The following is a 22,488-nucleotide window of genomic DNA, read 5'->3' as shown; positions in this document are numbered from 1 at the left end:
TTTAGATGCGGCAGCCGGTTAAAATTGGCATTATTGGTGGCGCAGGCTGGCTTGGCAAAGCCATATCAAGCGCCATCATAACTGCGGGAATAACTGACGCTGCACGGCTAACACTGTCCTTTCGTAACAAAGCACCAGCAGAATATACACAGGGAAACTGGACCACAGATAATCAACATCTCGTGGATTTTTCAGACGTTGTCATTCTTTCTGTCCGGCCAGAAGACTGGCGCGGACTAAAAATTGATATGTCCGGAAAACTGGTCATTTCCGTCATGGCAGGAGTGAGCCTCCAGAAACTTATGTCCCATCATTCGTCAGACCGCGTCATCAAGGCAATGCCGAACGCGGCAGCGGCGGTAGGAAAATCCTATACGCCGTGGATCGGTTCAGAAAAGTCGACCCAAGCAGACAAACAGCTTGCAGCGTCGATTTTTGTGGCCTTCGGTCTGGAAGACGAGTTGGCTCAAGAAAGTGAGATCGATTATTTTGCGGGCCTGTCCGGCTCTGGACCAGCATTTCCCGCCCTGCTTGCATCCACGATGTTTGACGAGGCGGTCGCCTTTGGAATTCCGCCGAGGATTGCCCTTCGCGCTGTCACCACATTGCTTGTCGGCACGGGACGGCTGTTGGAAGCCACCCCCCAACCACCGCAGGAGATCGTCAACACTTTTCTCAACTATAGAGGGACGACGACAGCTGCACTCGATGCCATGCGTGCGGCCGAATTTGATCTGGCCATCGCTAAAGGACTGTCGGCAGCCTTCATGAAGTCGATGAGTATGGGGGAAACTGTCTGAGATTCACACAGCGGGTAAGCGCAACGCCCCGTCATCCAACAAACGCGTTGCGACAGAGGGAACAATAATGAAGAAACTTCTAGCATCTACATGTCTTTTCTTTGGTACCCTTGGGATCAGTTCGATTGGTCATGCTGCCGATTGCGGTTCCTTGACTATTGCGAGCATGAACTGGCAGAGCGCCGAAGTCCTTTCAAATCTGGACAAAATCATCCTGAACGAAGGATTTGGGTGCAGTGTCGAAATCACTGTCGGCGATACGGTTCCAACCATCACGTCTATGGCTGAGAAAGGGCAACCCGATATCGCGCCCGAGGCCTGGATCGATCTTCTTCCGGACGTCGTAAAAAAGGGCACCGATGAAGGCAAGATAATCCAGATCGGCTCTCCGCTACCGGACGGTGGTGTGCAAGGATGGTGGATTCCCAAGTATACGGCCGAGGCCCATCCTGATATCAAGACCATTCCTGATGCACTAAAGCACCCGGAACTTTTCCCCGGTTCGGAAGACACGTCCAGGGGAGCTATCTTCAATGGACCGCAGGGCTGGGGCGGTACCGTTGTGACTTCACAGTTCTACAAGGCGTTTAACGGCGAAGCAGCGAAGTTTGTATTGGTGGATACGGGATCTGCTGCTGGACTCGACGGTGCTATTGCCAAGGCGTACGAACGCAAGCAGGATTTCATCACCTATTATTGGGCACCGACTGCGCTGCTCGGAAAATACGAAATGGTGAAGCTGGAGGCCGGCGTCGATCACGACGCTATGGAATGGCAACGATGCAACACCGTGGCCGACTGTCCCGATCCGAAGCCAAACGCCTGGCCCATCGATAAAGTCGTGACACTCGTCGCGAAAAATTCTTCCGACAAAATTGGCCCGGAAGCCATGGCCTATCTTGAGAAGCGGTCCTGGAGCAATGCGACCGTCAATAAACTCATGGCGTGGATGAGTGAAAATCAGGCATCCGGAGAAGACGGCGCAAAGCATTTCCTCAAGGAAAATACTGAGGACTGGACAAAGTGGGTTTCGCCGGAAGTCGCCGAAAAAGTCAAAGCTTCTCTCTGACGAATAGGTTCAGCGGTACACGGCCGTGTACCGCTGATGCCGACGATCAAAACCAACCGACAAAAAAATAAGGGGAAGCGGATGGATTGGTTTTATAAGTTTCCACATATGAACGACGACGCACTTCGTGCCTTGAAGAAGGCGATCGACGATGGCTTTCGTGGCTTCACGCGTACCTATGGCGATATCATAGAGACAATTTTCTCGCCGCTTCAGCATTTTCTCATCGGTACCGACCGCTTCATGACCCAGACTCCCTGGCCGATCATCATCCTGTTGATTGTGGGGATCGCGTGGTTCGCAAGCCGAAGCCTCAAGGTTGCTCTGACCAGTCTCATCATTCTCCTGGCAATTGGCTATTTCGATATGTGGGATGATACGATGCGGACTATCTCCATGATCCTCGTCTGCACTATCCTTTCAATCGCCATAGGAATTCCGCTGGGTATTCTCATGTCGCGTTCTGACGGCATTCAAAGAATTGTAAATCCTATTCTCGACGTTATGCAGACAATGCCAAGTTTTGTGTATCTCATACCGGTCGTCATGCTGCTCGGCATCGGAAAAGTCCCCGGTCTCATTGCCGTCGTCATTTATGCGATCCCTCCGATCATCCGCCTGACCGACCTGGGTATTCGTCTTGTTGATCGCGATGTCCTCGAAGCGGCGGACGCATTCGGTTCATCGAATTCACAAAAGCTTTTCAAAGTGCAACTCCCGCTCGCTTTGCCCACAATCATGGCTGGTATCAATCAGACAATCATGATGGCCCTTGCCATGGTCGTGGTCGCTTCGATGATTGGCGTGCAAGGGCTGGGGCAACCCGTTCTAAAGGCCATTGCCAATCAGTATTTTACACTGGGTGTCTTTAACGGACTGGCAATTGTCGGCATCGCGATTATCTTCGACCGGGTTAGTCAGGCCTATGGCAAGCGTCTCCAGAAACATCAGGAGGCGGCCCATGGCTGAGCCTACGTTCGGCGGCATTCAAATCCGCCACCTTTACAAGATTTTCGGTCCAAATCCCGCTGCCCATGTCGATGCGGTACGGAGCGGCCTGTCCAAAACAGAACTGAACGAAAAATTTGGACACATACTTGGCTTGAAAGACATCAACATCGAAATTCCCCCCGGCCGCATCCAAGTCATCATGGGACTGTCGGGATCGGGGAAATCTACCCTTATCCGCCACGTTAACCGCCTGATCGATCCAACTGCTGGAGAGGTCATTGTGGGCGGTGCCGATGTCATGAAGATGAACCAGGCCGAATTGCGCGATTTCCGGCGTCATCAAACGGCGATGGTGTTTCAGAAATTCGCACTTCTTCCCCATCGCAATGTGCTGGACAATACAATCTATGGATTGGAAGTGCAGGGAGTTGAGCGTGGAAAGGCTGTCAACACGGCCATGCGCTGGCTGGAGCGCGTAGGACTGAAAGGCTTTGAGAAAAAATTTCCCAATCAGCTATCAGGTGGAATGCAGCAGCGGGTAGGTCTTGCCCGCGCCCTTTCCAACGATGCTCCAGTACTTTTGATGGATGAAGCTTATTCCGCGCTCGATCCACTTATCCGTACGGATATGCAATCTGTTCTGCTCGATATTCAGAAAGAGATCAAAAAGACAATTGTCTTTATCACACATGATTTGGACGAAGCATTACGGCTCGGCGACCAGATAGCGATACTGCGCGATGGTGAAGTTATTCAGCAGGGAACCAGTCAGGAGATCGTCTTGCGCCCGGCTGATGAATACGTCGCCAACTTCGTCAAGGAAGTCAATCGCGGCCGCGTCATCCATGTGGACGCTGTAATGACACAAGATGCCAACATCGTTGCTCAAGAGGGCCCATCGATCAATTGTCGAACGACTATTGAAGAAGCTGTCAGAATATTAACGTCAACGCAGCGTTCGCAGCTAGCGGTTTTGGATGACCGCTCAAGGCTTGTGGGAACGGTTTCGTTGCAGCAACTCGCTCACGCCATGGTGAATTCTCGCCCCAGCCACCTGTAACTAAAGTAAGCCTCATGGTGGCTTAAACTCAGGTTAGGAGAGCACAAATGGTTAGCGAGGACGATCCCGGTCAACAGCCAGAAAGATCTCTGTTGAGTTTCAGCTTATTTAAAATATCTTTTCATTTCGTGTTGATCCTACAGCAACACAAAAATCAGCGAAACTCCAAAAAACAATCAATCAGTCCCCAAGGGAAACCCTCTTTTAGTTCACTTGGGGACTTCTTAATATTATAGGTCTGCCAGAAGGTCGTTAATTCTGTTTTCTGATTCCGCAAGGGCTTCTTCTATAGGCTTATTTCCTACGATTGCCGCATTTAGTTCTTCTGCTAAAATGTCCTGGATAGCAAACTGTCTTTGAACTTGTGGTGGCAACGTCTGGCCTGTAGTTGCAATTTTCTCGATATCAGAGCGGTGTGGCATCGCTGCGAATGTTTCTGAATCGACTATGGACTGGATTGCAGGCAAATGCCCAGTGCGGGCCCACTCAGTTTCATTGTCAGCTAAAAACTTAAACAGCTTGCCTATTGCCGCACTTTGCTCATCCGATCTATCCTTTTTCGGAAGCACCCATGCATGTCCATCGGCATAAGTCGCATCTTTCTCAGGAAAGAGCTGAGATACCGGATAGACGCGATAGCCACCGGACAGAGAATTGCCCGCCTTTTTAGCTTGCTCATCGAATGTTCCAATGAGCCACGTGCCATTTACCGCAATACCACCCGCACCCTGACTAAAGGCGGCCACCGAGGCGGCATAATCCATATCCTTAGTACTCAGGCCTTCAGTATAAATCCTCTTCATCAGCGAAAGCGCTGCAACACCCGCTGGCGTGTTTAGCTTTACCTCTGAAGGATTGGCGAAGAAATCTGAATTCTGTTGCTGCAACCACGTGTAGAACAGCCTTGCGTAGGCTGCGCTTTCGTTAGCCGTGATTTGCACAAAGTAAGGCTTTCCAGTTTTCTCCTTAAACTGAGCGCCTTGCACGAACAATTCATCGACAGTCTTGGGCAGAATTGGAGTGCCATCCGGGTTTACCAGACCCGCTTCCTTCATAAGGTTCATGTTGACATGAAGCAACATTGTCCAAGTGTCAAAAGGCAGACCATAAACGGCCTCTTCTTTTGTCACGCCGCTTTTGGCCACCTCAGTAAAAGTCGTCAAATCAACCCCTGAACTGGTCAATAGTTCATCGATCGGCTCTATGAGCCCACGCGACTGATAATCAGGTATGATTGAATAATGCATGCTCACCACGTCGGGAGCAGACCGAGACGCCAGCTGCGCATTAAGCTGATCATAACCAGGCCACTCGACTGTCGTGACATTCACTTTTATATCAGGGTTATCTTGCTGAAACTTATTAACCAGAGTGGTTATGATGCCGCATTCGCCGACGGCTTTTGAAACATCCGTACTCTTGCCATATTCAGCTTCGCAAGCACCGAAGAATCGTTGCAGATTGATCGTAACTTCGGCCTGCGCAACCGACATCAGGCTATAAAAGCCAAATACACTTCCAAGTAAAATTCGTTTCATTTCTCTCTCCCTTTTTTACTTCGTGTGAAAGATCGCTCCTCCGATCCATCACCTGTTATTTGACAGCTCCACCTGACACGGCGGTGACAATGTGTTTTTGAAACAGAACATAGACGATGATCACTGGTAGGCTGGCAAAGACAGCCTGAGCCGTCAGAAAGCCGAGACCTTCACTCTGCGCAAAGTTGGTCTGACTCGAAGCAATCCCCACTGTAAGCGTGTACATCTCTTTGTTTGTCGCAGAAATCAAAGGCCACCAGTAATCATTCCATGCATGAAGGAATGTAAAAATACCAAGTGTTGCCTGTGCCGGTAATGTGAGTGGCAATAGAACGCGCCAGAATATTTTAAAGCGTGACGCGTGATCAAGAAGCGCTGCCTCATCAATTTCGGGTGGAATAGCCTTAAAAAACTGGGTCATCAGGAAGACCCCGAAAGGAGCTGACAGGCCCGGCAAGATCAAGGCTTGATAAGTATTATGCCAACCAATCCATGTGAACATCTGATGGCGGGCAATGATCACTGCTTGTTCTGGCACTGCCAATCCGAACAATACGATGACAAACAAAACTTTTCGAAACGGAAACTCCAGTCGGGCAAAAGCATAGCCAGCCAATGATGAGAGGGCCAGAACACCGACAGTCATCCCAACCGCTACGATGAAACTGTTTCCTAGCCAGCGGAACACCATGCTGGATTGGCCGATGTCAGCGTAGTTACGCAAGGTATAGGGGAAGCTGAACACGGCTTCAGATCCCAAGGCAAGTTCCGCATTTGCCTTAAACGATAGACCAACGACCCACAAAAAAGGCGCTAGCATGATGATCGCGAGCACTGTTATACCAATCAGAATAATCCGATCGTTACTCTTGTTGGATGTAATCATGATCGACCCTCCTTGCGTCGGGTTACAAAATATTGCGCCATCGCTGCGAGCAGAATGATCATGAACAAGACTTCTGACGCAGCAGCAGCTCTGCCGATTTCCCAGCGGACAAAACCAGTTTCGTAGATGTACATAACGATCGGACGTGATGAACCCGATGGCCCGCCATTGGTCATTAGCAAAGCCTGACCAAATAGCTGAAATTGCATCACGATTTGAATAATCGTTACGAGGATCAGCGTTCGCATAATTTGGGGAAGCGTTATATGCGTCAGAACGCGACGATGCGATGTATTATCCAATGCCGCCGCTTCGTAAATGTCGCGCGGGATTTGTTGCAAAGCCGCGAGAAACAACATCATTGGCAATCCGATGCACCACCATACTGTTGCAACACCAACAGAAAATAGTGACCATCCCGATGTTGATAGAAACCCTATCGGCTCCAATCCGAGTTTAGAGAAGATCATCGCCATCAGACCTTCATTCGGAATGAAAACAATGCGCCAGATAAGCGTCACAATAGTGACAGACAGTACCGATGATGCGAAAAAAGTTCCCCTCAGTACTGACGATAAACGACCCGGCCTGTTGAGTGCCAGCGCAAGCCCTAATCCGATAACAACAAGTGTTGGAACCGAGAAAACTACGAAAACGACGGTATTGCGTAATGCCTGAAGGAAGACCCGATCATTAAAGAGACGTTCATAATTCCGAAACCCAACAAACTGTCCGGGGGCAAACAAATCTACCTTTAGCAATGAAAGCCACATACCCCAAAACAGGGGAATGACAAGCATGCTGACAAACATCAACATGAATGGCACAACAAAAAGAGTATTACTATGGCGCTCTTTCATGCTGTACCAACCTTAGTCGGTATGGCCCTTCCATCTTGAGCAAACAGATGCACAAAATTCAAATCTGGCTTCAGATAAATTTCGTCTTTTGCTTTGATCAAAGTTCGACCATCAGCCTGTGCGGTCAACTGTGATCCATCGTTCAGACGTGTATAAAGCAGGGTTCGTTCACCAAGGCGTTCAACAATTTCGACTTTCGCCTTTACACAGCCAACTTCCTCCGGGTTAACAACCTTCACGTCTTCAGGACGAACACCCATCGTTTCAATTTCTAAACCATCTTCACGCATTGGAAGACGAAGGGCCCCAATACCACTAACGTCTATGCTCGTTCTGTCACTGTTTGCCTGTACTGACAAAACGCGCAGGAAGCTCATCGCGGGCGTCCCAACGAACCCCGCCACGAAACGCGTGGCCGGTCTTTGATAGATCTCAGTTGGCGTGCCAATTTGCTCAATTTTGCATGCATTCATAACAACAATACGGTCAGCAAGGGTCATTGCTTCCACTTGATCATGTGTAACGAAGACCATTGTCGCGCCCAGCCGCTGATGCAAGCTTGCTAATTCGAGGCGTGTACGGCCACGCAGCGCAGCATCAAGATTGGAAAGCGGTTCATCAAACAAAAATGCTTTGGGCTCTTTAACAATCGCGCGACCGATAGCAACACGCTGACGCTGCCCGCCTGAAAGCTGTTGGGGCTTTCTGTCCAGATAAGACGCAATTTCAAGGATTTGAGCGGCACTGTTTACACGCCGTTCAATCTCGCTTTTTGACGTGTTGATGTTTTCAAGACCAAATGACAAGTTCTGCCGGACAGTCATATGCGGATAGAGCGCATATGACTGAAAAACCATGGCAACTCCTCGCGCGCCGGGCTTAAGTTCATCAATCCGATTGCCACCGAGACGGATCTCGCCAGACGACAATGTTTCCAAGCCGGCAATCATGCGAAGCAATGTTGATTTTCCGCAACCCGACGGCCCAAGAAATGCAACAAACTCGCCTGCATTCACGTTCAATGAGATGTCGTCGAGAACCGTTAGATTACCGAAATTCTTGGTGACATTACGTATTTCAATCGCTGCCGACATGCTTCGCCTCCAGACGGATCATCCGGTAGCTCAGCGGCGAAATACGCGACTTTACGCGACCATCAACAGCAACCGTACCTTCACCATTCTGCGGCCCTACAATCTCGCCTTGCAGACCGTTTACTGCTCGCAGGTCAGGATGAATGATGACCTTATCTTCAATCACTTGGAGATCCTGATAGCCATCAAGTGCGATATTGAAATCGATAGCTTCATTTTCATGGCGATTGACGACAAATAGAGTGATGCCTGTGTCATTCTCTACCGCAGAAACGTCAAGGTATGGCACATTATCGCAGTATTCTGACTTGTACGTCGGGCATTCTACGTTCAGACGTAAGGCTGTACCGCGTCCATATTTTGATGCGAAGAGAAACGGATAGAAAATGGTTTGCTTCCACGCAGGCCCACCGGGAACGGTCATGATAGGCGCAATCACATTGACCAATTGTGCCAGACAGCCAATCCGCACGACGTCAGAACGCCGAATGAAGCTGTTGATGATGCAACCCACCTGCAGTACATCTTCAAAATTATAGATGTCTTCCAGCAGTTCTGGGGCATGGGGCCAACCATCTCTGCCTTCGAGAACCATACGATCCGCTTCGCGAGAGTGATACCAAACGTTCCACTCATCAAAGCTGATATAGACATTTTTCTTGGAGCGTTTTTTCGCCTTTGTGAAGGTTATAACGCCCGCGATAGTATCTATATATTGTTCCAGACGCGCATTCTGGGCGAGATATTCGGCAGTATTTCCCGCATGATTTTCGAAATACATATGCAGGCTGATATAGTCGACAACATCATATGTATAATCAAGAACAGTCGCCTCCCACTCTGGATACGTGGCCATTTTGGGCGATGATGATCCACATACAACCAATTCGATTGATTTATCGAAAGCACGCATCGCTTTGGCAGTTTCAAATGCTATTCGGCCATATTCATCTGCGGTCTTTTGGCCTATCTGCCATGGTCCGTCCATTTCATTGCCGAGACACCAAAGCTTTACGTTCCAGGGTTCGCTTTGTCCGTTCTTTTGACGTAAGTCTGACCAGTAAGTTCCACCGGGATGATTAACGTATTCCAGAAAATTGCGTGCTGCATCAAGGCCGCGTGAACCAAGGTTCACAGCCAGCATCATCTCAGTGCCTGCTGCTTTTGCCCAATCTGCGAATTCGTGAATACCAACTGCATTGCTCTCAGATGTATGCCATGCAAGATCGAGGCGTACGGGGCGGTCCTCTTTCGGACCGATACCATCTTCCCAATTATATGCAGATACAAAATTACCACCGGGATAACGAACGACTGGAACGTCCAGTTCTCGAACTAGGTCAAGAACATCTTCTCTGAAGCCATGTGCATTTGCTGTCTTATGGTCCGGTTCATAAATACCCGTATAAATGGCTCGTCCGAGATGCTCAATGAAAGAACCATATAGACGCGGATCGATGTCCGCGACTTTGAAACCGCGATTTGCGGTAACATCTGCACGCATTGTAAGTCTTCCTCCACAATATCAGCTTTTCTGATATATATCTCCTTTATAGATATTCTTATGAAGAGGAAGTTGCGTCAAGAGCCTTTTCTAAATCAGGTGCGAACTCGAAGCTTAATACCTTGATTATAATTACCAAATTCCCGGCCAAAAATATTTACACCGCCTGGATTCTTAGCCGTATCGGAAACTCCGATACGAATCCTTATCGAACGATGATCTTTCAAGCCAAGATCATTGATTGTGACATCGGACATACGTGTACCATCGATAAACGTACCCGCAGTGGTCACGCGCCATGATTTTAAGACACCATACTGGCTACCATGCAGCTTCCACCAATCTGGCGTATATTTTCCACGCTGATCGCCGAAATCTCCCGGCGAGGTCCAAGTTGCAAGCTTTACTCCATTGAGAAAAACATCAATATCTGATGGCCATTCTTCGGATGTACCTGGAACTTCTGATGAGAGCTCCAGTACGAGTTCCAGTTCGGTGATGCTTTTACCATCAATGCGTGCATTGTTGGGAAACTGATAGTCAATATAGCCTCGCGTGAACCAAACCAGTCCTGCTTTCATGCGCTCTGGGTTGAGAAACGTGTCTGGATTATCAAGGTATCCAATGATTTTTTCATCAGAACACATTCCGCACGGTGCCGTGACGTCAAAACCAGTATAAAGCCCGACCGGCATTTCAACTTCGATCCAGTCATTGCCTGGCTTATCCGCCTCGGCATTAAAGACCAGCATGACTTCTTCATGCAAAACCTTGCAGATCTTTTGACTACCTTTACGTGCCTTACGCGTTTCAGTGTGGATCAAGCCAACTTCTTCAAGCATCGAAATGTTGGCCGATACACTGGACTGCGGTTGCCCTAAGCGGTCCGCAAGTTCGTTAACATTTAAAGGCCCTTGATTATGTAAAATTTTCAATATTTCCAGTCGTGCGGCCGATGCGAGCCCACGCAATACCGGCAAAGCATCATCTGCCGTGAGAACAAGAAAATTTTGTGCCATCTTCGCCCACTCTATATATCGGATATCTTGCTTTATATATTAATTATCCGATATAGAGAAACCAATCTACATGTTTATGATATCGGTAATGTCAAATATCTTAGATGAGGCTCATATAGACCATTGAGTCATTACCATTTGCATCTTATCGCAAGCAGATGCACCCCTGCCGCGACTTCAGATTGCCATTCAAGAAATTACTCGCCGGAGACACGATTGTGGTCTGCTCCCTGAGGCGTTGGTGCATGAAGCGAATTAGGGGCGGATTCCGGTCTTTGACGCTGTATTATGTGGTTTCAACTTTCACGCGGACGGATTTCGGGCGTGGTGTCTGCAGCATGCGATTACGGACACCGCATCCAATCTTAACTTCAGTCTTCTGATTGGCAAAATTGCGCAATCTCAGCGTTGACCCGTTTGTTGATTTATAATTGCCTATGGCGTTTTCTACTCTCGCTCGCTTCCCATACCCGGTAAGATTTTGCCATGCCATCCGACCGAGTTGACCAATTATACGGCTATGCCAATCACATTGATCTGGTGGGCCGTATAGGGCTGCTTGTAAGTTTCGCATTCGTGGTGGAATGATAATGCTCACACCAGGACTATGGCTGCGTAAGGCTTGATAGGTTTTATCGCTGTCATACGCACCATCGGCCATGAAACTAGCGATCGGGTGATCAATCATTCCCAGCAAATCAGGTCCCTGGCTGAGGTCAATTGTATTCTGATCTGTCAGTGTTTCTGCAATGACTTGATTGCTATCTGCATCAATAGCAAAGTGCAGCTTGCGCCATTTGCGGGCAGACTTAGCGCCATGCTTTTCTTCAAGCCATTGTCCTGCGCCGTATATCTTCATACCAGTGCTATCGACGATCACATGAAGAGGCCCGTCAGTTCCATCTATCCTGGCACACCGGGTTAAGCTGGACATCTCGAGATCGGCGCAGCGTCTGCTTAATGTTGTATGATCTGGTACTGGCAGTTCAACATTGAGCGGCGTCAATAACGAGGCCATCAAACCTTCTGTCTGACGCAAAGGCTGGTTAAACACTTTGCCACATATCAGCGTCGTTTCAATCGCCAGATCACAATAGCGACGTTGACCGCCGCGCGTTTTGCGCGGTGGCGCAATCCACCCGGCTATCGCTGCTTCACTGATCCAGAAAGTAACACTGCCACGCTGACGCAAGCCGGATTCATACTCCGCCCAGTTCGTGACCTTGAACTTCTGTTTAGGTATCCGATGACGATGAGCGCAATTGTGTTTGAAAGGCATTGGCTTGTTCCAAATTCTAAACAGGCCTCTAACATTACAACCCAATACTGTAGGTTTTCTGAAACTGAAATGTTATTTATGTACCAACGCCGGATCGCAGCTTATCGGTGATGATACGTTTGGGTGCACAACCTTGTTTCTTCAAAAGCCGAACCAGCAAACGCTTTGCTGCCTTGGTGTTGCGGTGGGTTTGAACAATCTCCTCGAGCACATAGCCATCTTGATCAACTGCGCGCCACAGCCAGCACTTCTTGCCGCCGATGCTAACAACGACTTCATCGAGATGCCAGACGTCACTGGCCGAGGGTGTCTTGCGGCGCAATCGCGCGGTGAGCAAAGAGCCATGTGACCGGCACCATCAGCGGATCGTTTCGTAAGAAACCTCAACGCCCCGTTCAAGTATCATTTCTTCAACTTCACGCAGGCTAAGATTGAAGCGGAAATACAGCCAGATTGCACGCGCTACGATTGAGATGGGAAAGCGATGGTTTTTGTACGTCGGGGCTTGCTCATTCATAGACATCAAATACTGCAATCACCTTGACGAATAATCAATGTGACAGCACCCGAAGATCCGTTAAGGCGACGCCACCGAGGCTCATTATGGTTCAGACACCAAGGTTTTCAGCGCTGTTTATGAAAATCTTTAGGATCTTCCGTAGCCTGTCTGCCGGACATTTAACCGGCCAATCACATGGAATTCAGCGAGCTTTGAAGTTTCACAAATGTATGATATTATTTGGTTTTTAGTGATGTCCGCAGTGGTCATAAAAGCGGACAGAAAGCAGGACAAATGCCAATCCCCGACGATGGCGAGACGATAGGCTTGTTCGAACCCCTCATGGTTTCGGAAGGCTCTCCCGCGCGCGCGGGCTTAAATGATCTCGTACTTGAACTTGCGGAAAAATCTGCCGCATTCCGTAGTGGCCTTCCTGCTTCCATTGCCGAGGCTCTTGCCGATCTCGTGCGGGCGATGAACTGCTACTACAGTAACCTTATTGAAGGACACGACACCCATCCGATCGACATCGAACGCGCGATGCGAAACGACTATAGCGTAGATCCGAAGAAACGGAGCCTTCAGCTCGAAGCCAAAGCGCATGTCGCCGTTCAGAAATGGATCGATGAAGGCGGCATGGTGGAACCGCCGACAGCACCCGCATCGATCATCGAATTGCATCGCCGTTTCTGCGAGATGTTGCCGCCAGAGCTTCTCTTTGTTCTCAACCCGAAGACGGGCGAGACGATTCCTGTTGTTCCTGGCGAGCTGCGCACCCGCTATGTGGAAATCGGACGGCACATCGCCATCAGTCCTGGCGCGGTGCCACGATTTCTCGAACGAATGCACAAAGCTTACACCCTTCCTGGCAGGATCGAGCCGATCCTTGCCGCAGCCTGTGCCCACCATCGGCTTCTCTGGGTGCATCCTTTCCTCGATGGAAACGGACGGGTTGCCCGTCTCATGTCCTACGCCATGTTGCGCAAGACGCTGGACACGCGCGGTCTTTGGTCGGTGGCACGCGGGCTGGCGCGGCAAGAGGCGGCTTACAAGGACCACCTTGCCGCTTGTGACGGTCCCCGTCGGGGGGATCGTGACGGGCGCGGCACCTTGAGCGAGTCCGCGCTTGCCTCCTTCACGGGTTTCTTTCTGCGTACCTGCATCGACCAGGTGGAGTTTATGGAAAACCTCATGCGTCCGGATCGGTTACGTGACCGCATACTGATTTGGGCTGAAGAAGAAATCCGTGCCGGAGCCCTGCCTCAGAAAGCTGATGCCATATTGAAGGCCGTCCTCTATCAGGGACAGATCGAGCGCGGAGAGGTCGAGGTGGTTCTTGGCACCAGTGACCGCACCGCACGACGGGTTACGTCCGCGCTTCTCGAAGTGGGCGCTCTGTCCTCCGCATCAACGCGCGCTCCACTCAAACTAGCGTTTCCCGCCAGGTATGCAGGGCGGTGGATGCCAGGACTGTTCCCCGATCGGGATGAATGAGACGGATGGCTGGTATAGGGTCCGCTGCGGTGCTGTCACATTGATTATTCGTCAAGGTGATTGCAGTATTTGATGTCTATGAATGAGCAAGCCCCGACGTACAAAAACCATCGCTTTCCCATCTCAATGTCAATCGGAACGGAATATTCACCCCTTTTACTTATCCAATATTGACCCCCTGATTACGGATTAGCACCTGGCCTGCCCGACGCTGGCCGGGGTTGCAAAGGGTAGGCCAAGTGCGGGTGATCAGCTCTTTCGGCTTTAGCTTTGAGAGCGGTTTTTAAAGCGCCATGAATCGTTGCTTGTCTCTACGATTGGGGGTGCGGATAAAAACTTGGACTGGTCTTACGTCACAATGCCAAGACTGTTTCGATATTCGATTGGGCTTTGTGCACCAAGTGATATCTTGATCCGCTTCTCGTTGTACCACCGAATGTAGCCATCGACTTCTTTGATAAACTGCTCGAGCGTGGTGTTCTTCCAATCACGCGGATAAAGGAGTTCTGTTTTCAGCCTGCCGAAGAAGCCTTCACATGCAGCGTTATCTGGCGAACACGCCTTGCGGGACATTGAGCGGACCAGCTTCGCATCACTAATCCTCGATAGCCAACCCGGCCAGCGATAGTGTGCACCGCGATCAGAATGAACTATTGACCGCTCTTCTGTACCTGTCACAGTGGTGCGTCGCCTTAACCTATTGATTTCATTGATTCGAGGTGCAACTTAAATTATAGAATCAAATATCTAACTGCCTGTTTAAGTCCTTCGTGGATCTACTCGTCTCGTGATCCGAATTGAGTACGTCGAGCCTTCTGCGCTTCGACAATCCCATTTCTCAGGTCTTCAAAAAGCCCACGGGGCAACATACCGTAGTAGAAAGTTCCATCAGGCTTTGGTCGAAGGTCATAGCCTGGCCATGTGAAACGGTTGAGTTCATCAAAGCGAATCCAATGCCGCGCACTATCCAAGCCTAAGGTTTTGCAAACGTTGACTGGAATTTCAAGCGACATGCTCGGGTCGACAAGCACGGAGTGAGTGATCGGTGCAACGATGGTTCGAATCTGCCCACTGTCGCCCTGAGGGACTGCAACCACAATGGCGCAAGGCCTGTCCTTTTTTCCTTCGAGTGCACCAGCTTCATGCTCAGAACTCCAAAGGAAACTATAACGAATGACGAGACCTGGTTTTGGGAGAGGAATACTCACCGTGTAGCGCCGTACTCAGCCGCCTCGATAGCTGCAAGTGTTTCGTCGTCGAGTTCGCCAGTCTTGAGGACCTGACGTTCTCTGAGTTTAAGGCGCTCAAAATGTTCAAGTTCAGTAGCGGAAAGATAAGCGCCAACTATCCGTCCATGGCTCGTCACGCTAATGATGCCGGCTTTGATCGCCTCATCTTGGTAACGACCAAAATTGCGAGAAAAATCGCTTGCGGGCACAGCTCTAAATTCTGGCATTGTGTATCTCCTACTGTTCACGCAAATTACGTAATTTACGTAAAAATGTCAATTCTCGATCAGAGGGCAATACGATATTTACGATCGCCCGCTTATTAGCTGCCCTTTGGAATAAGGATTTTGCGTAAGTTCGAACGCATTCGTGCATTAACACTTGTAACCCTAGTGAACCGCCTCGAATTTACCGCAGACCGTTTGGCTTAAGTTATGCGGCCATGGCTGGCGCGTCCAGCATGGCGTCATATCGTTCTTCTGCTTCGGCAGGTGGAATGTTTCCGATGGGCTCAAGAAGACGCCTGTTGGATGGGCAGAAATACAAGAGGTCATAGGGCAACACGTTCTTGTAACCCGGTAGATTTGTTGGCGACTTTGAGATTTAGATTGACAGTCTGGAGCGCATTCCGAAAAGGGTGAAGTGTTTTCAGAAAAAGGTGCGCGTAAAAACAAATAGATATGGCATTTCCAATGATTCAATCAAAACAGAAAATGCTCCAGGTCCTGGGGGAACTCAATCCATCACAGACTTGCCGTTATGCCACCGTCGACGAAAATCGTCTGCCCGTTGACGAACGAGGCTGCATCACTGGCCAGGAATACTGCAGCGCCGACCAGTTCATTGACATCGCCCCAGCGCCCTGCAGGGGTACGTTTAGTAAGCCAACCCGAAAAATCGGCGTCTGCTACCAACGCCGCATTGAGCGGCGTCCGAAAATAGCCTGGCGCAATTGCATTGATTTGCAGCCCGTGGCGCGCCCAATCGGTGCACATACCGCGCGTCAGGTTACGGATCGCACCTTTGGTAGCCGTATATGGCGCTATTCCTGGCCTAGCCAACTCACTCTGTACGGAAGCAATATTGATAATCCGTCCTCGCCCACGGTTTATCATGTGACATGCCACCGCCTGGCTGACATAGAAAACACTGGTAACATTGGTCTTAAAGAGTTCTTCCCAACGTTCATGATCGAAGTCTTCCAGCGGTTGCCGATGTTGGACACCGGCATTGTTGAAAAGAATATCAATCGCGCCGATGTCCCGCTCGATTCGCTCCACTGCCTCGAAGACAGCCTTGGGATTGGTTACATCGAATGCCGCTCCTTCGGCATCCAATCCCATTTCGCGAAGGCGTGCGCATTCGTCCTGCACGACATCTGTCCGCCTTCCATTCAGGACGACTTTTGCGCCCCGCTCGGCGAGGCCTTGCGCTAGCGCAAGGCCTATACCGCCGCTCGATCCCGTGATCAGCACGATGCGACCATTCACATTGAAGAGTTTGTCCATTGCTCACCCGCAAAATAGTTCTCTGAAGATCAGGAGGTTTTTACCCGAGCCGAGTGTCAATCCGCGCTTTCTGCAAACGCCTCCTGCCGCGTTTTCCGAATTGCCGGAATGGCGACAAGAACCAGCATGATGGCAGTCGCCGCCAGAAGCACACACGATAGTGGTTCACGCACGAAGATCGTCCAGTCGCCTCGTGACAGGATCATCGCGCGGCGCAGATATTCTTCCATGAGCGGTCCGAGCACGATGCCAAGAAGCAGCGGCGCCGGTTCACATTCGAGCTTGCGCCATAGGTAGCCGAGGGCAGCGAAGGGAATGGTCATCCAGATATCGAATACGCTGTTGCTCATGGAGTAAGCACCGATCACGCAGAACATGAGAATGGCCGGCACAAGTATGCGATAAGGAATCGACAGCATTCGGACCCACAGGCCCACCAACGGCAGGTTCAGTACGACCAGCATTAAGTTGCCGACCCACATCGATGCGATCAACCCCCAGAACAGCGTAGGGTTGCTGGTCATCACCTGAGGTCCAGGCTGGATATTGTGGATCATAAGCGCTGAAATCATCAACGCCATCACCGGATTGGACGGCAAGCCCAATGTAAGCATGGGAATGAAGGACGTCTGAGCACCAGCATTGTTGGCGGCCTCTGGACCAGCAACTCCAGCAAGCGCGCCTTTGCCAAAAGTTTCCGGCTTGTCGGAGAGCTTCTTTTCAAGAGCGTAGGAGCTAAAGGAGGAAAGTGTCGCACCACCACCAGGCAGCACCCCTAGCACCGAGCCGAATGCCGTTCCACGCAGTGCCGGTAGAAAGGAGTGCTTCAATTCTTCCCAGCTCGGCATCAGTCTTCCGATCCGCATGTTGACCTTGCTTCGATTTTCACGCTGCTCCAGATTTGTAATGATCTCAGCAAAGCCGAAGATGCCGATTGCGATTGCAGCAATCTCCAGCCCGTCTGTCAGTTGCGGCATGTCGAACGAGAACCGGGCGACGCCGGAGTTGACATCTGTTCCCACCATTCCGATCAGCAAACCGAGGACAACCATCGCAAGTGCCTTGAGAATAGAACCGTGTGCCAGCACGACGGCTGCGATGAGACCAAGAACCATCAGGGAGAAATATTCGGCGGGACCAAATTCGAATGCGAGACTTGCCATCGGCACAGCGGCTACGGCGATGACGACAGTTGCGACCGTACCAGCCAGGAACGAACTCAGGGCGGCAATTGATAATGCAACCCCGGGCTTTCCCTGGCGAGCCAACTGGTAGCCATCCAGCGCGGTGACGACAGACGATGTCTCACCAGGCAAATTGACGAGAATGGCGGTCGTCGATCCACCATATTGAGCGCCGTAATAAATTCCGGCTAACATGATCAACGCCGCGTCCGGACTGGCCATCTGAAAGGTAATTGGCAATAGCATGGCGATGGTAGCCAAAGGCCCGAGACCCGGCAGAACACCGATGGCAGTGCCAAGCAGCACGCCGAGAAAACAATATGCAAGGTTTTGAAGCTGTAACGCTGTCGAAAGACCGAGCGCTATGTTGCCAAATATATCCATCTTAACCTCCCAGAAAGATGGGCCAGACGGGAAGCGGTACGCCAAGGCCATAAATGAAGATCAGGTAGCAGGCAAAGCTGAGAGCGATAGCGACCACCACGACTTCCAACGGTCTTTTTTCATGCCCCGCCAGCGCAGACGTTATAACCATCAGCACAATCGCGACGATAACCCCGAGATAAGGGAGAAGCAGCGCGAAGAACGCAATCGACAGAAGCACCAGCAGAAGTTCCCGCCAGCCGACCGGCTCAATCGCGTCATCAACGGCGACCCCGGCGACGCGGCGACGCGAAGCACCTACAACGATCAAAATGCCCAGCACTGCCAAAGTGACGCCAAGCGCAAAAGGAAACCAGCCAGGCCCCATTTGCCTCAACGTGCCCAAGTCATACTCGCGCGCCAATGCGGCGAAGGTTGCGCCGAAGCCCGTGAACATAATGCCCGACCAGAAATCACGCCGATTGTGGATCCGCAGTTTCATGGGTCCTCCTGGTTTAAAGCGTGAGCGCCGGAATGCGACGGTCGCGCGTGACATGCCGCGTTTCAAGCTTTCAGTGCACCGAGAGTCTGCTGCGCGCCCAGACGGATAAGTCTGGTATCTGCAGCCACCGTGATCAGCTTGAACCCCTGATCACGGCGTTGTTTCGCATCTTCGATACTCACCGCGTGAATACCGGCAATCTTTCCAAGTTGATTTGTGATTTCGAGGATCGCAGCAATTCCGTCCTCGGTCTCTGGGGCTAAAGCACTGTCTGGTGAGTGGCCAAGCGAAATATTGAGATCGCTCGGCCCAACAAAACAACCGGAAATACCGTCGACTTCCAAAATTTCCTGAACATTGGCCAAGCCCTCTGCCGATTCCAACATCGGCAGGGTGAGAAGTTCCTGAGACGAGCCGGAGAAGTAATCGTTTCCAGCATACATTGTGGCGCGCGTCGGCCCCCAGCTACGGCTACCAAGCGGAGGATAGAATGCGTTTTGAACGATAGCTTCAGCCTCCTGTCTGTTATTGATGAAGGGGACGATGACACCATAGGCCCCGAGATCGAGCACGCGCTGGATCTGGATCGAGCTGTTGGCAGTAACGCGGACAATAGGAGTTGTCGACGAGATACTAAGTGCTTGCAGCATCACCTGGACACCATCAAGACTATTTTCACCGTGCTGCAGATCGACCACGATGAAGTCATAACCACACTGGCCCAGGGTTTCCGCGCCAAGCGGGCTAGCAAGGTTGCACATCGTGCCGATCATTGTGTCACCGGCAGTCGCACGCTGCCGCGTCGTGTTTATACGCATATCGGGATATCCTGTGTTTGATTTTGACGTGCCTGTCGCAAAGACCCGCGTTTCCGTTACGGTGTTGCGACGCCGGCATCTTCGGCGACCTTGCGCCAGTTCTTCAGTTCTTCGGCTATCAATTGACCAAATTCTGCAGGCGTATCGGATGCGGGCTCAGCGCCAATCGAAGCAAGTTTCGCCTGCACCACTGGATTTGCCATCACTTTCGTAAATGTTGCATTCAGCTTCATTACGATTTCGTCAGGCGTTCCCTTTGGTGCCAAGACGCCGTACCAGTTGTTGAGTTGGTAACCCGGCAGGCCACTCTCATCAAAAGTCGGCACATCAGGAGTGCTTGGGGACCGCTTGCTGCTGGTAATGCCGATGAGCTTCAACTGCCCGCTATCAACGAAGCCACGTACTGGCGCCAAAGAAGTCCACAGCAATTGCACGCGATCAGCAACGAGATCGGTGATCGCAGGACCATTGCCGTTGTAAGGAACATGAGTAAGCTTCACACCTGCGAAATGCTGGAATCGCTCGCCGGCCATGTGGTTGCTCCCGCCAATACCGCCCGATGCATAGTAAATTGTTTCGGGCTCTGCTTTGGCGAGGGCAATCACGTCAGCGATAGTCTTTGCAGGTAATTTTGAATTGGCTACAAGGTAGTGAGAGTAACGCAGCAACAGGGAAACCGGTGCGAAATCTTTTACAGGGTCGAAGGCTGGCTTCTTCTGGACGCTCGGCACGATGGTGACGTCAGATGACGTCAGAAGCAACGAGTAGCCATCCGCCTCCGCCTGGGCAATGTTGACAGTACCGATCACGCCGGCGGCGCCCGGAAGGTTCTCAACAATGATTGATTGCCCGAGTTCCCTACCCAGTTGCTCTGCAACTACGCGCCCAACGAAGTCCGAAGTACCGCCGGGTGGAAAAGGCACAACCATCTTTATCGATTTTGATGGGTATGTCTCGGCGGCGACAACATTACCGGCCAATGCCATTATGCCAATTAAAGCTGCCGTTGCTGGTTTCAGAAAATTCATGGCGTCCTCCTCCAGGATCCCTTGACGGCGTCACGACAACAACGATGTCTTAGCCGAACAAAAACATTGCTAAAAGATATTTGATCAAATATCAATGTGCTTCAAGCAGTTTTCTGGACGGACGAAGATGAAACAGCAAATTTTGCAGATGGGACCGCTTCTCCCCGAAACGATGAGCGAACTGGAAACGACCTATATCGTCCATAGATATGACCTGGTGCCCGACAAGTCGAAACTTTTGTCCAGGATCGCGCCCGCCCTCTGTGCGATCGCAACTCGAGGCGACTACCTGCTCGGCGAAGACATCATGCGCAGCTTGCCAAATTTGAAGTTAATCGCTTCATCTGGCGCGGGGTTCGACGGGATTGATGCAAAGGCTGCGAAGGCACAAGGCATCACTGTTACCAACACGCCTGGCGTCGTCTCGGAATGCGTCGCAGATCTAGCCATGGCTCTTATCCTCACCACGATCCGGAAAACACTCGTTCACGATCGTTTCGTCAGATCCGGCGAATGGCGACATACGAAGCCCACACTGACCGAGAAAGTCTGGGGTGAACGTATTGGAATAATCGGCTTAGGCGGCATAGGCAAAGCCATTGCCCGGCGTGCAACAGCGTTTAGGATGCCGGTAGGCTATTATGGTCGCCAGAAGCAGGAAACAGTGGATTTTCAATATTTTGGTGATCTTGTTAAACTTGCGCACTGGGCGAAGATACTCGTCGTCGCCGTTCCCGGAGGCAGTGCCACGGCAGGTCTTGTATCTCGTGCAGTCATAGACGCACTCGGTCCCACCGGTGTTCTGATCAACGTCTCTCGCGGATCGGTCATTGACGAGCCCTATCTTGTAGATGCGTTGGTTACAAGGCGACTGGCAGGCGCAGGACTGGATGTCTTCGCCGATGAACCGAACATCCCCGAACGGCTTTTGGAACTGGATACAGTAGTGCTCCAACCACACATCGGTAGCGGCTCAAACTACACCCGCATTGCCATGGGTCAACTACTTCTCGACAACCTTGCAGCGTTCTTTGCAAACCGACCTCTGCTCTCGCCTACATCCTAATATTGATTTGAAATCGAGTATAACTTAGCATTTACTCCAACCTCAGGTGAGTTATTGGCAATGGCCGACCCGATCCAGCGTTCCTCTACACTCCGCATAGGCGCGACGACATCCATGCAGGTAGCAGCAGATCTACGTCGACGTATCTTGGAAGGAGAACTGGTTCCCGGACAGCGGTTGAAGATCGATGAGATCGCCGTGATGTGCGGAGTTAGCCACATGCCTGTCCGCACAGCTCTGCAAGAACTGGAGTCGGAGGGAATAATCGCCGTCCATCCCAGACGCGGAGCCGAGATCCGGACAATCGACGCCGAGTATATTACTTCAATGCTTGATGTTCGAGGCGCGATGGAGGTTATGCTCACCGCAAAATGCGCAACGATGATCGACGAAGCTGGCCTGGTTACCATGGAGCGGCTCGTCATTAACTTCGAGGAGAAAGCCAAGCTGCAGGATCCGCCTGCGATGCTCCGCGCAAATCTCGAACTTCATAGTTTCATCAACGGTATTGCGAAAAACTCCGAAGCCCTGCGTGTACTAGGGCGGGGCCGCCTGCTCATCGAGGCTATGCGTATTCGATACGGATATGGGGGGACGCGAACCGCCACAATCATTGAGGAACACCGCATCATTTATGACGCGATCCGGCGGCGAGATGTCAAGACAGCTCGCGATATTGCGCTTCAGCACTGTGAACATGCACGTGATGAATTGCTCAATATGCTAAAGTAGTGAGT

21 protein-coding genes and 2 pseudogenes are annotated in these 22,488 nt (G+C 51.0%); 7 read left to right on the top strand and 16 right to left on the bottom strand.

The features are described 5' to 3' along the window. The first annotated feature begins 5 nt into the window (after positions 1-5). The 4 genes from ACSME1_RS21655 to ACSME1_RS21640 all read left to right on the top strand — a co-directional run bounded on the left by ACSME1_RS21655 (position 6) and on the right by ACSME1_RS21640 (position 3,880). Positions 6-800, top strand: a complete 795-nt coding sequence (locus tag ACSME1_RS21655; RefSeq protein WP_105707718.1) for a pyrroline-5-carboxylate reductase family protein — start codon at positions 6-8, stop codon at positions 798-800. Between the two features lie 67 nt (positions 801-867). Then, a complete protein-coding gene (locus tag ACSME1_RS21650) occupies positions 868-1,869 on the top strand; it encodes an ABC transporter substrate-binding protein (protein ID WP_105707716.1) in 1,002 nt (333 codons plus the stop codon). Between the two features lie 81 nt (positions 1,870-1,950). Continuing rightward, the gene (locus ACSME1_RS21645) at positions 1,951-2,838 is read left to right on the top strand and encodes an ABC transporter permease (protein ID WP_105707714.1); all 888 of its coding nucleotides are present in this window, start codon (positions 1,951-1,953) and stop codon (positions 2,836-2,838) included. Further along, complete coding sequence (locus ACSME1_RS21640) at positions 2,831-3,880, top strand: quaternary amine ABC transporter ATP-binding protein (protein WP_105707712.1); 1,050 nt, start codon at positions 2,831-2,833, stop codon at positions 3,878-3,880. Before ACSME1_RS21645 ends, ACSME1_RS21640 begins: the two co-directional genes overlap by 8 nt. Positions 3,881-4,110: 230 nt before the next feature. Here the strand turns inward: ACSME1_RS21640 and ACSME1_RS21635 are convergent, their stop codons facing one another. From ACSME1_RS21635 to ACSME1_RS21600, 8 genes and pseudogenes are all read right to left on the bottom strand, one after another. After that, positions 4,111-5,418 carry an extracellular solute-binding protein gene (locus ACSME1_RS21635; RefSeq protein ID WP_105707708.1) on the bottom strand — a complete coding sequence of 436 codons (1,308 nt, stop codon included), beginning with the start codon at positions 5,416-5,418 and terminating at the stop codon, positions 4,111-4,113. Between the two features lie 55 nt (positions 5,419-5,473). Then, a complete protein-coding gene (locus ACSME1_RS21630) occupies positions 5,474-6,304 on the bottom strand; it encodes a carbohydrate ABC transporter permease (RefSeq protein ID WP_105707706.1) in 831 nt (276 codons plus the stop codon). Beyond that, positions 6,301-7,164 carry a carbohydrate ABC transporter permease gene (locus tag ACSME1_RS21625; protein WP_105707704.1) on the bottom strand — a complete coding sequence of 288 codons (864 nt, stop codon included), beginning with the start codon at positions 7,162-7,164 and terminating at the stop codon, positions 6,301-6,303. Before ACSME1_RS21625 ends, ACSME1_RS21630 begins: the two co-directional genes overlap by 4 nt. After that, positions 7,161-8,258 carry an ABC transporter ATP-binding protein gene (locus tag ACSME1_RS21620; RefSeq protein ID WP_105707702.1) on the bottom strand — a complete coding sequence of 366 codons (1,098 nt, stop codon included), beginning with the start codon at positions 8,256-8,258 and terminating at the stop codon, positions 7,161-7,163. Before ACSME1_RS21620 ends, ACSME1_RS21625 begins: the two co-directional genes overlap by 4 nt. Continuing rightward, entirely contained in the window at positions 8,242-9,762 is a 1,521-nt protein-coding gene (locus ACSME1_RS21615; RefSeq protein ID WP_105707700.1) for an alpha-N-arabinofuranosidase, read from the bottom strand. Before ACSME1_RS21615 ends, ACSME1_RS21620 begins: the two co-directional genes overlap by 17 nt. A gap of 95 nt (positions 9,763-9,857) precedes the next feature. Then, positions 9,858-10,781, bottom strand: coding sequence for an ArsR/SmtB family transcription factor (locus ACSME1_RS21610; protein ID WP_105707699.1), 924 nt, complete (start codon positions 10,779-10,781; stop codon positions 9,858-9,860). 286 nt (positions 10,782-11,067) lie between these two features. Beyond that, on the bottom strand, positions 11,068-12,060 hold the full coding sequence (locus ACSME1_RS21605) for an IS5 family transposase (protein WP_105707697.1): 993 nt from the start codon (positions 12,058-12,060) through the stop codon (positions 11,068-11,070). Positions 12,061-12,151: 91 nt separating this feature from the next. Continuing rightward, positions 12,152-12,577, bottom strand: a pseudogene (locus ACSME1_RS21600) (IS6 family transposase); the annotation flags it as partial. A gap of 276 nt (positions 12,578-12,853) precedes the next feature. Here ACSME1_RS21600 and ACSME1_RS21595 point away from each other — a divergent pair. Then, complete coding sequence (locus tag ACSME1_RS21595) at positions 12,854-14,053, top strand: Fic family protein (protein WP_105707695.1); 1,200 nt, start codon at positions 12,854-12,856, stop codon at positions 14,051-14,053. Between the two features lie 348 nt (positions 14,054-14,401). Here the strand turns inward: ACSME1_RS21595 and ACSME1_RS21590 are convergent. The 8 genes and pseudogenes from ACSME1_RS21590 to ACSME1_RS21555 form a co-directional block, all read right to left on the bottom strand. Next, positions 14,402-14,734: pseudogene (locus ACSME1_RS21590) on the bottom strand (transposase); the annotation flags it as partial. A gap of 95 nt (positions 14,735-14,829) precedes the next feature. Continuing rightward, the gene (locus ACSME1_RS21585; protein ID WP_105707693.1) at positions 14,830-15,261 is read right to left on the bottom strand and encodes a hypothetical protein; all 432 of its coding nucleotides are present in this window, start codon (positions 15,259-15,261) and stop codon (positions 14,830-14,832) included. Beyond that, complete coding sequence (locus ACSME1_RS21580; RefSeq protein WP_105707691.1) at positions 15,258-15,509, bottom strand: type II toxin-antitoxin system Phd/YefM family antitoxin; 252 nt, start codon at positions 15,507-15,509, stop codon at positions 15,258-15,260. The genes ACSME1_RS21585 and ACSME1_RS21580 overlap by 4 nt, the downstream gene beginning before the upstream one ends. Positions 15,510-16,025: 516 nt before the next feature. Next, positions 16,026-16,790 carry an SDR family oxidoreductase gene (locus ACSME1_RS21575; RefSeq protein ID WP_105707689.1) on the bottom strand — a complete coding sequence of 255 codons (765 nt, stop codon included), beginning with the start codon at positions 16,788-16,790 and terminating at the stop codon, positions 16,026-16,028. A 56-nt stretch (positions 16,791-16,846) separates the two neighbouring features. Next, positions 16,847-18,358 carry a tripartite tricarboxylate transporter permease gene (locus tag ACSME1_RS21570; protein ID WP_105707687.1) on the bottom strand — a complete coding sequence of 504 codons (1,512 nt, stop codon included), beginning with the start codon at positions 18,356-18,358 and terminating at the stop codon, positions 16,847-16,849. Between the two features lies 1 nt (position 18,359). Beyond that, on the bottom strand, positions 18,360-18,839 hold the full coding sequence (locus ACSME1_RS21565; RefSeq protein ID WP_181153675.1) for a tripartite tricarboxylate transporter TctB family protein: 480 nt from the start codon (positions 18,837-18,839) through the stop codon (positions 18,360-18,362). 62 nt (positions 18,840-18,901) lie between these two features. Further along, a complete protein-coding gene (locus ACSME1_RS21560; RefSeq protein ID WP_105707683.1) occupies positions 18,902-19,657 on the bottom strand; it encodes an HpcH/HpaI aldolase family protein in 756 nt (251 codons plus the stop codon). 56 nt (positions 19,658-19,713) lie between these two features. Next, the gene (locus ACSME1_RS21555; RefSeq protein WP_105707681.1) at positions 19,714-20,685 is read right to left on the bottom strand and encodes a tripartite tricarboxylate transporter substrate binding protein; all 972 of its coding nucleotides are present in this window, start codon (positions 20,683-20,685) and stop codon (positions 19,714-19,716) included. Positions 20,686-20,812: 127 nt separating this feature from the next. Between ACSME1_RS21555 and ACSME1_RS21550 the strand changes: the two genes are divergently transcribed. Together ACSME1_RS21550 and ACSME1_RS21545 are read left to right on the top strand one after the other, a co-directional pair. After that, positions 20,813-21,751 carry a 2-hydroxyacid dehydrogenase gene (locus ACSME1_RS21550; RefSeq protein WP_435655488.1) on the top strand — a complete coding sequence of 313 codons (939 nt, stop codon included), beginning with the start codon at positions 20,813-20,815 and terminating at the stop codon, positions 21,749-21,751. A gap of 60 nt (positions 21,752-21,811) precedes the next feature. Beyond that, complete coding sequence (locus ACSME1_RS21545; RefSeq protein ID WP_105707677.1) at positions 21,812-22,483, top strand: GntR family transcriptional regulator; 672 nt, start codon at positions 21,812-21,814, stop codon at positions 22,481-22,483. Positions 22,484-22,488 lie beyond the last annotated feature (5 nt).

Origin of the sequence: Brucella pituitosa, from assembly GCF_965577835.1 — a bacterium.
In the GTDB taxonomy this organism is placed as follows: Bacteria; Pseudomonadota; Alphaproteobacteria; order Rhizobiales; family Rhizobiaceae; genus Brucella; species Brucella pituitosa.
Note: the sequence above shows the minus strand (reverse complement) of the source record. Positions and strands in the feature narration are given on the sequence as shown.

Bases quoted from the DNA above. Each gene is read 5' to 3' on its own strand.
- ACSME1_RS21570 (WP_105707687.1), bottom strand. From the start codon at position 18,358: ATGGATATATTTGGCAACATAGCGCTCGGTCTTTCGACAGCGTTACAG.
- ACSME1_RS21580 (WP_105707691.1), bottom strand. From the start codon at position 15,509: ATGCCAGAATTTAGAGCTGTGCCCGCAAGCGATTTTTCTCGCAATTTT.
- ACSME1_RS21565 (WP_181153675.1), bottom strand. From the start codon at position 18,839: ATGAAACTGCGGATCCACAATCGGCGTGATTTCTGGTCGGGCATTATG.
- ACSME1_RS21555 (WP_105707681.1), bottom strand. From the start codon at position 20,685: ATGAATTTTCTGAAACCAGCAACGGCAGCTTTAATTGGCATAATGGCA.
- ACSME1_RS21655 (WP_105707718.1), top strand. From the start codon at position 6: ATGCGGCAGCCGGTTAAAATTGGCATTATTGGTGGCGCAGGCTGGCTT.
- ACSME1_RS21560 (WP_105707683.1), bottom strand. From the start codon at position 19,657: ATGCGTATAAACACGACGCGGCAGCGTGCGACTGCCGGTGACACAATG.
- ACSME1_RS21610 (WP_105707699.1), bottom strand. From the start codon at position 10,781: ATGGCACAAAATTTTCTTGTTCTCACGGCAGATGATGCTTTGCCGGTA.
- ACSME1_RS21625 (WP_105707704.1), bottom strand. From the start codon at position 7,164: ATGAAAGAGCGCCATAGTAATACTCTTTTTGTTGTGCCATTCATGTTG.
- ACSME1_RS21605 (WP_105707697.1), bottom strand. From the start codon at position 12,060: ATGCCTTTCAAACACAATTGCGCTCATCGTCATCGGATACCTAAACAG.
- ACSME1_RS21640 (WP_105707712.1), top strand. From the start codon at position 2,831: ATGGCTGAGCCTACGTTCGGCGGCATTCAAATCCGCCACCTTTACAAG.
- ACSME1_RS21550 (WP_435655488.1), top strand. From the start codon at position 20,813: ATGAAACAGCAAATTTTGCAGATGGGACCGCTTCTCCCCGAAACGATG.
- ACSME1_RS21635 (WP_105707708.1), bottom strand. From the start codon at position 5,418: ATGAAACGAATTTTACTTGGAAGTGTATTTGGCTTTTATAGCCTGATG.
- ACSME1_RS21620 (WP_105707702.1), bottom strand. From the start codon at position 8,258: ATGTCGGCAGCGATTGAAATACGTAATGTCACCAAGAATTTCGGTAAT.
- ACSME1_RS21545 (WP_105707677.1), top strand. From the start codon at position 21,812: ATGGCCGACCCGATCCAGCGTTCCTCTACACTCCGCATAGGCGCGACG.
- ACSME1_RS21630 (WP_105707706.1), bottom strand. From the start codon at position 6,304: ATGATTACATCCAACAAGAGTAACGATCGGATTATTCTGATTGGTATA.
- ACSME1_RS21645 (WP_105707714.1), top strand. From the start codon at position 1,951: ATGGATTGGTTTTATAAGTTTCCACATATGAACGACGACGCACTTCGT.
- ACSME1_RS21650 (WP_105707716.1), top strand. From the start codon at position 868: ATGAAGAAACTTCTAGCATCTACATGTCTTTTCTTTGGTACCCTTGGG.
- ACSME1_RS21595 (WP_105707695.1), top strand. From the start codon at position 12,854: ATGCCAATCCCCGACGATGGCGAGACGATAGGCTTGTTCGAACCCCTC.
- ACSME1_RS21615 (WP_105707700.1), bottom strand. From the start codon at position 9,762: ATGCGTGCAGATGTTACCGCAAATCGCGGTTTCAAAGTCGCGGACATC.
- ACSME1_RS21575 (WP_105707689.1), bottom strand. From the start codon at position 16,790: ATGGACAAACTCTTCAATGTGAATGGTCGCATCGTGCTGATCACGGGA.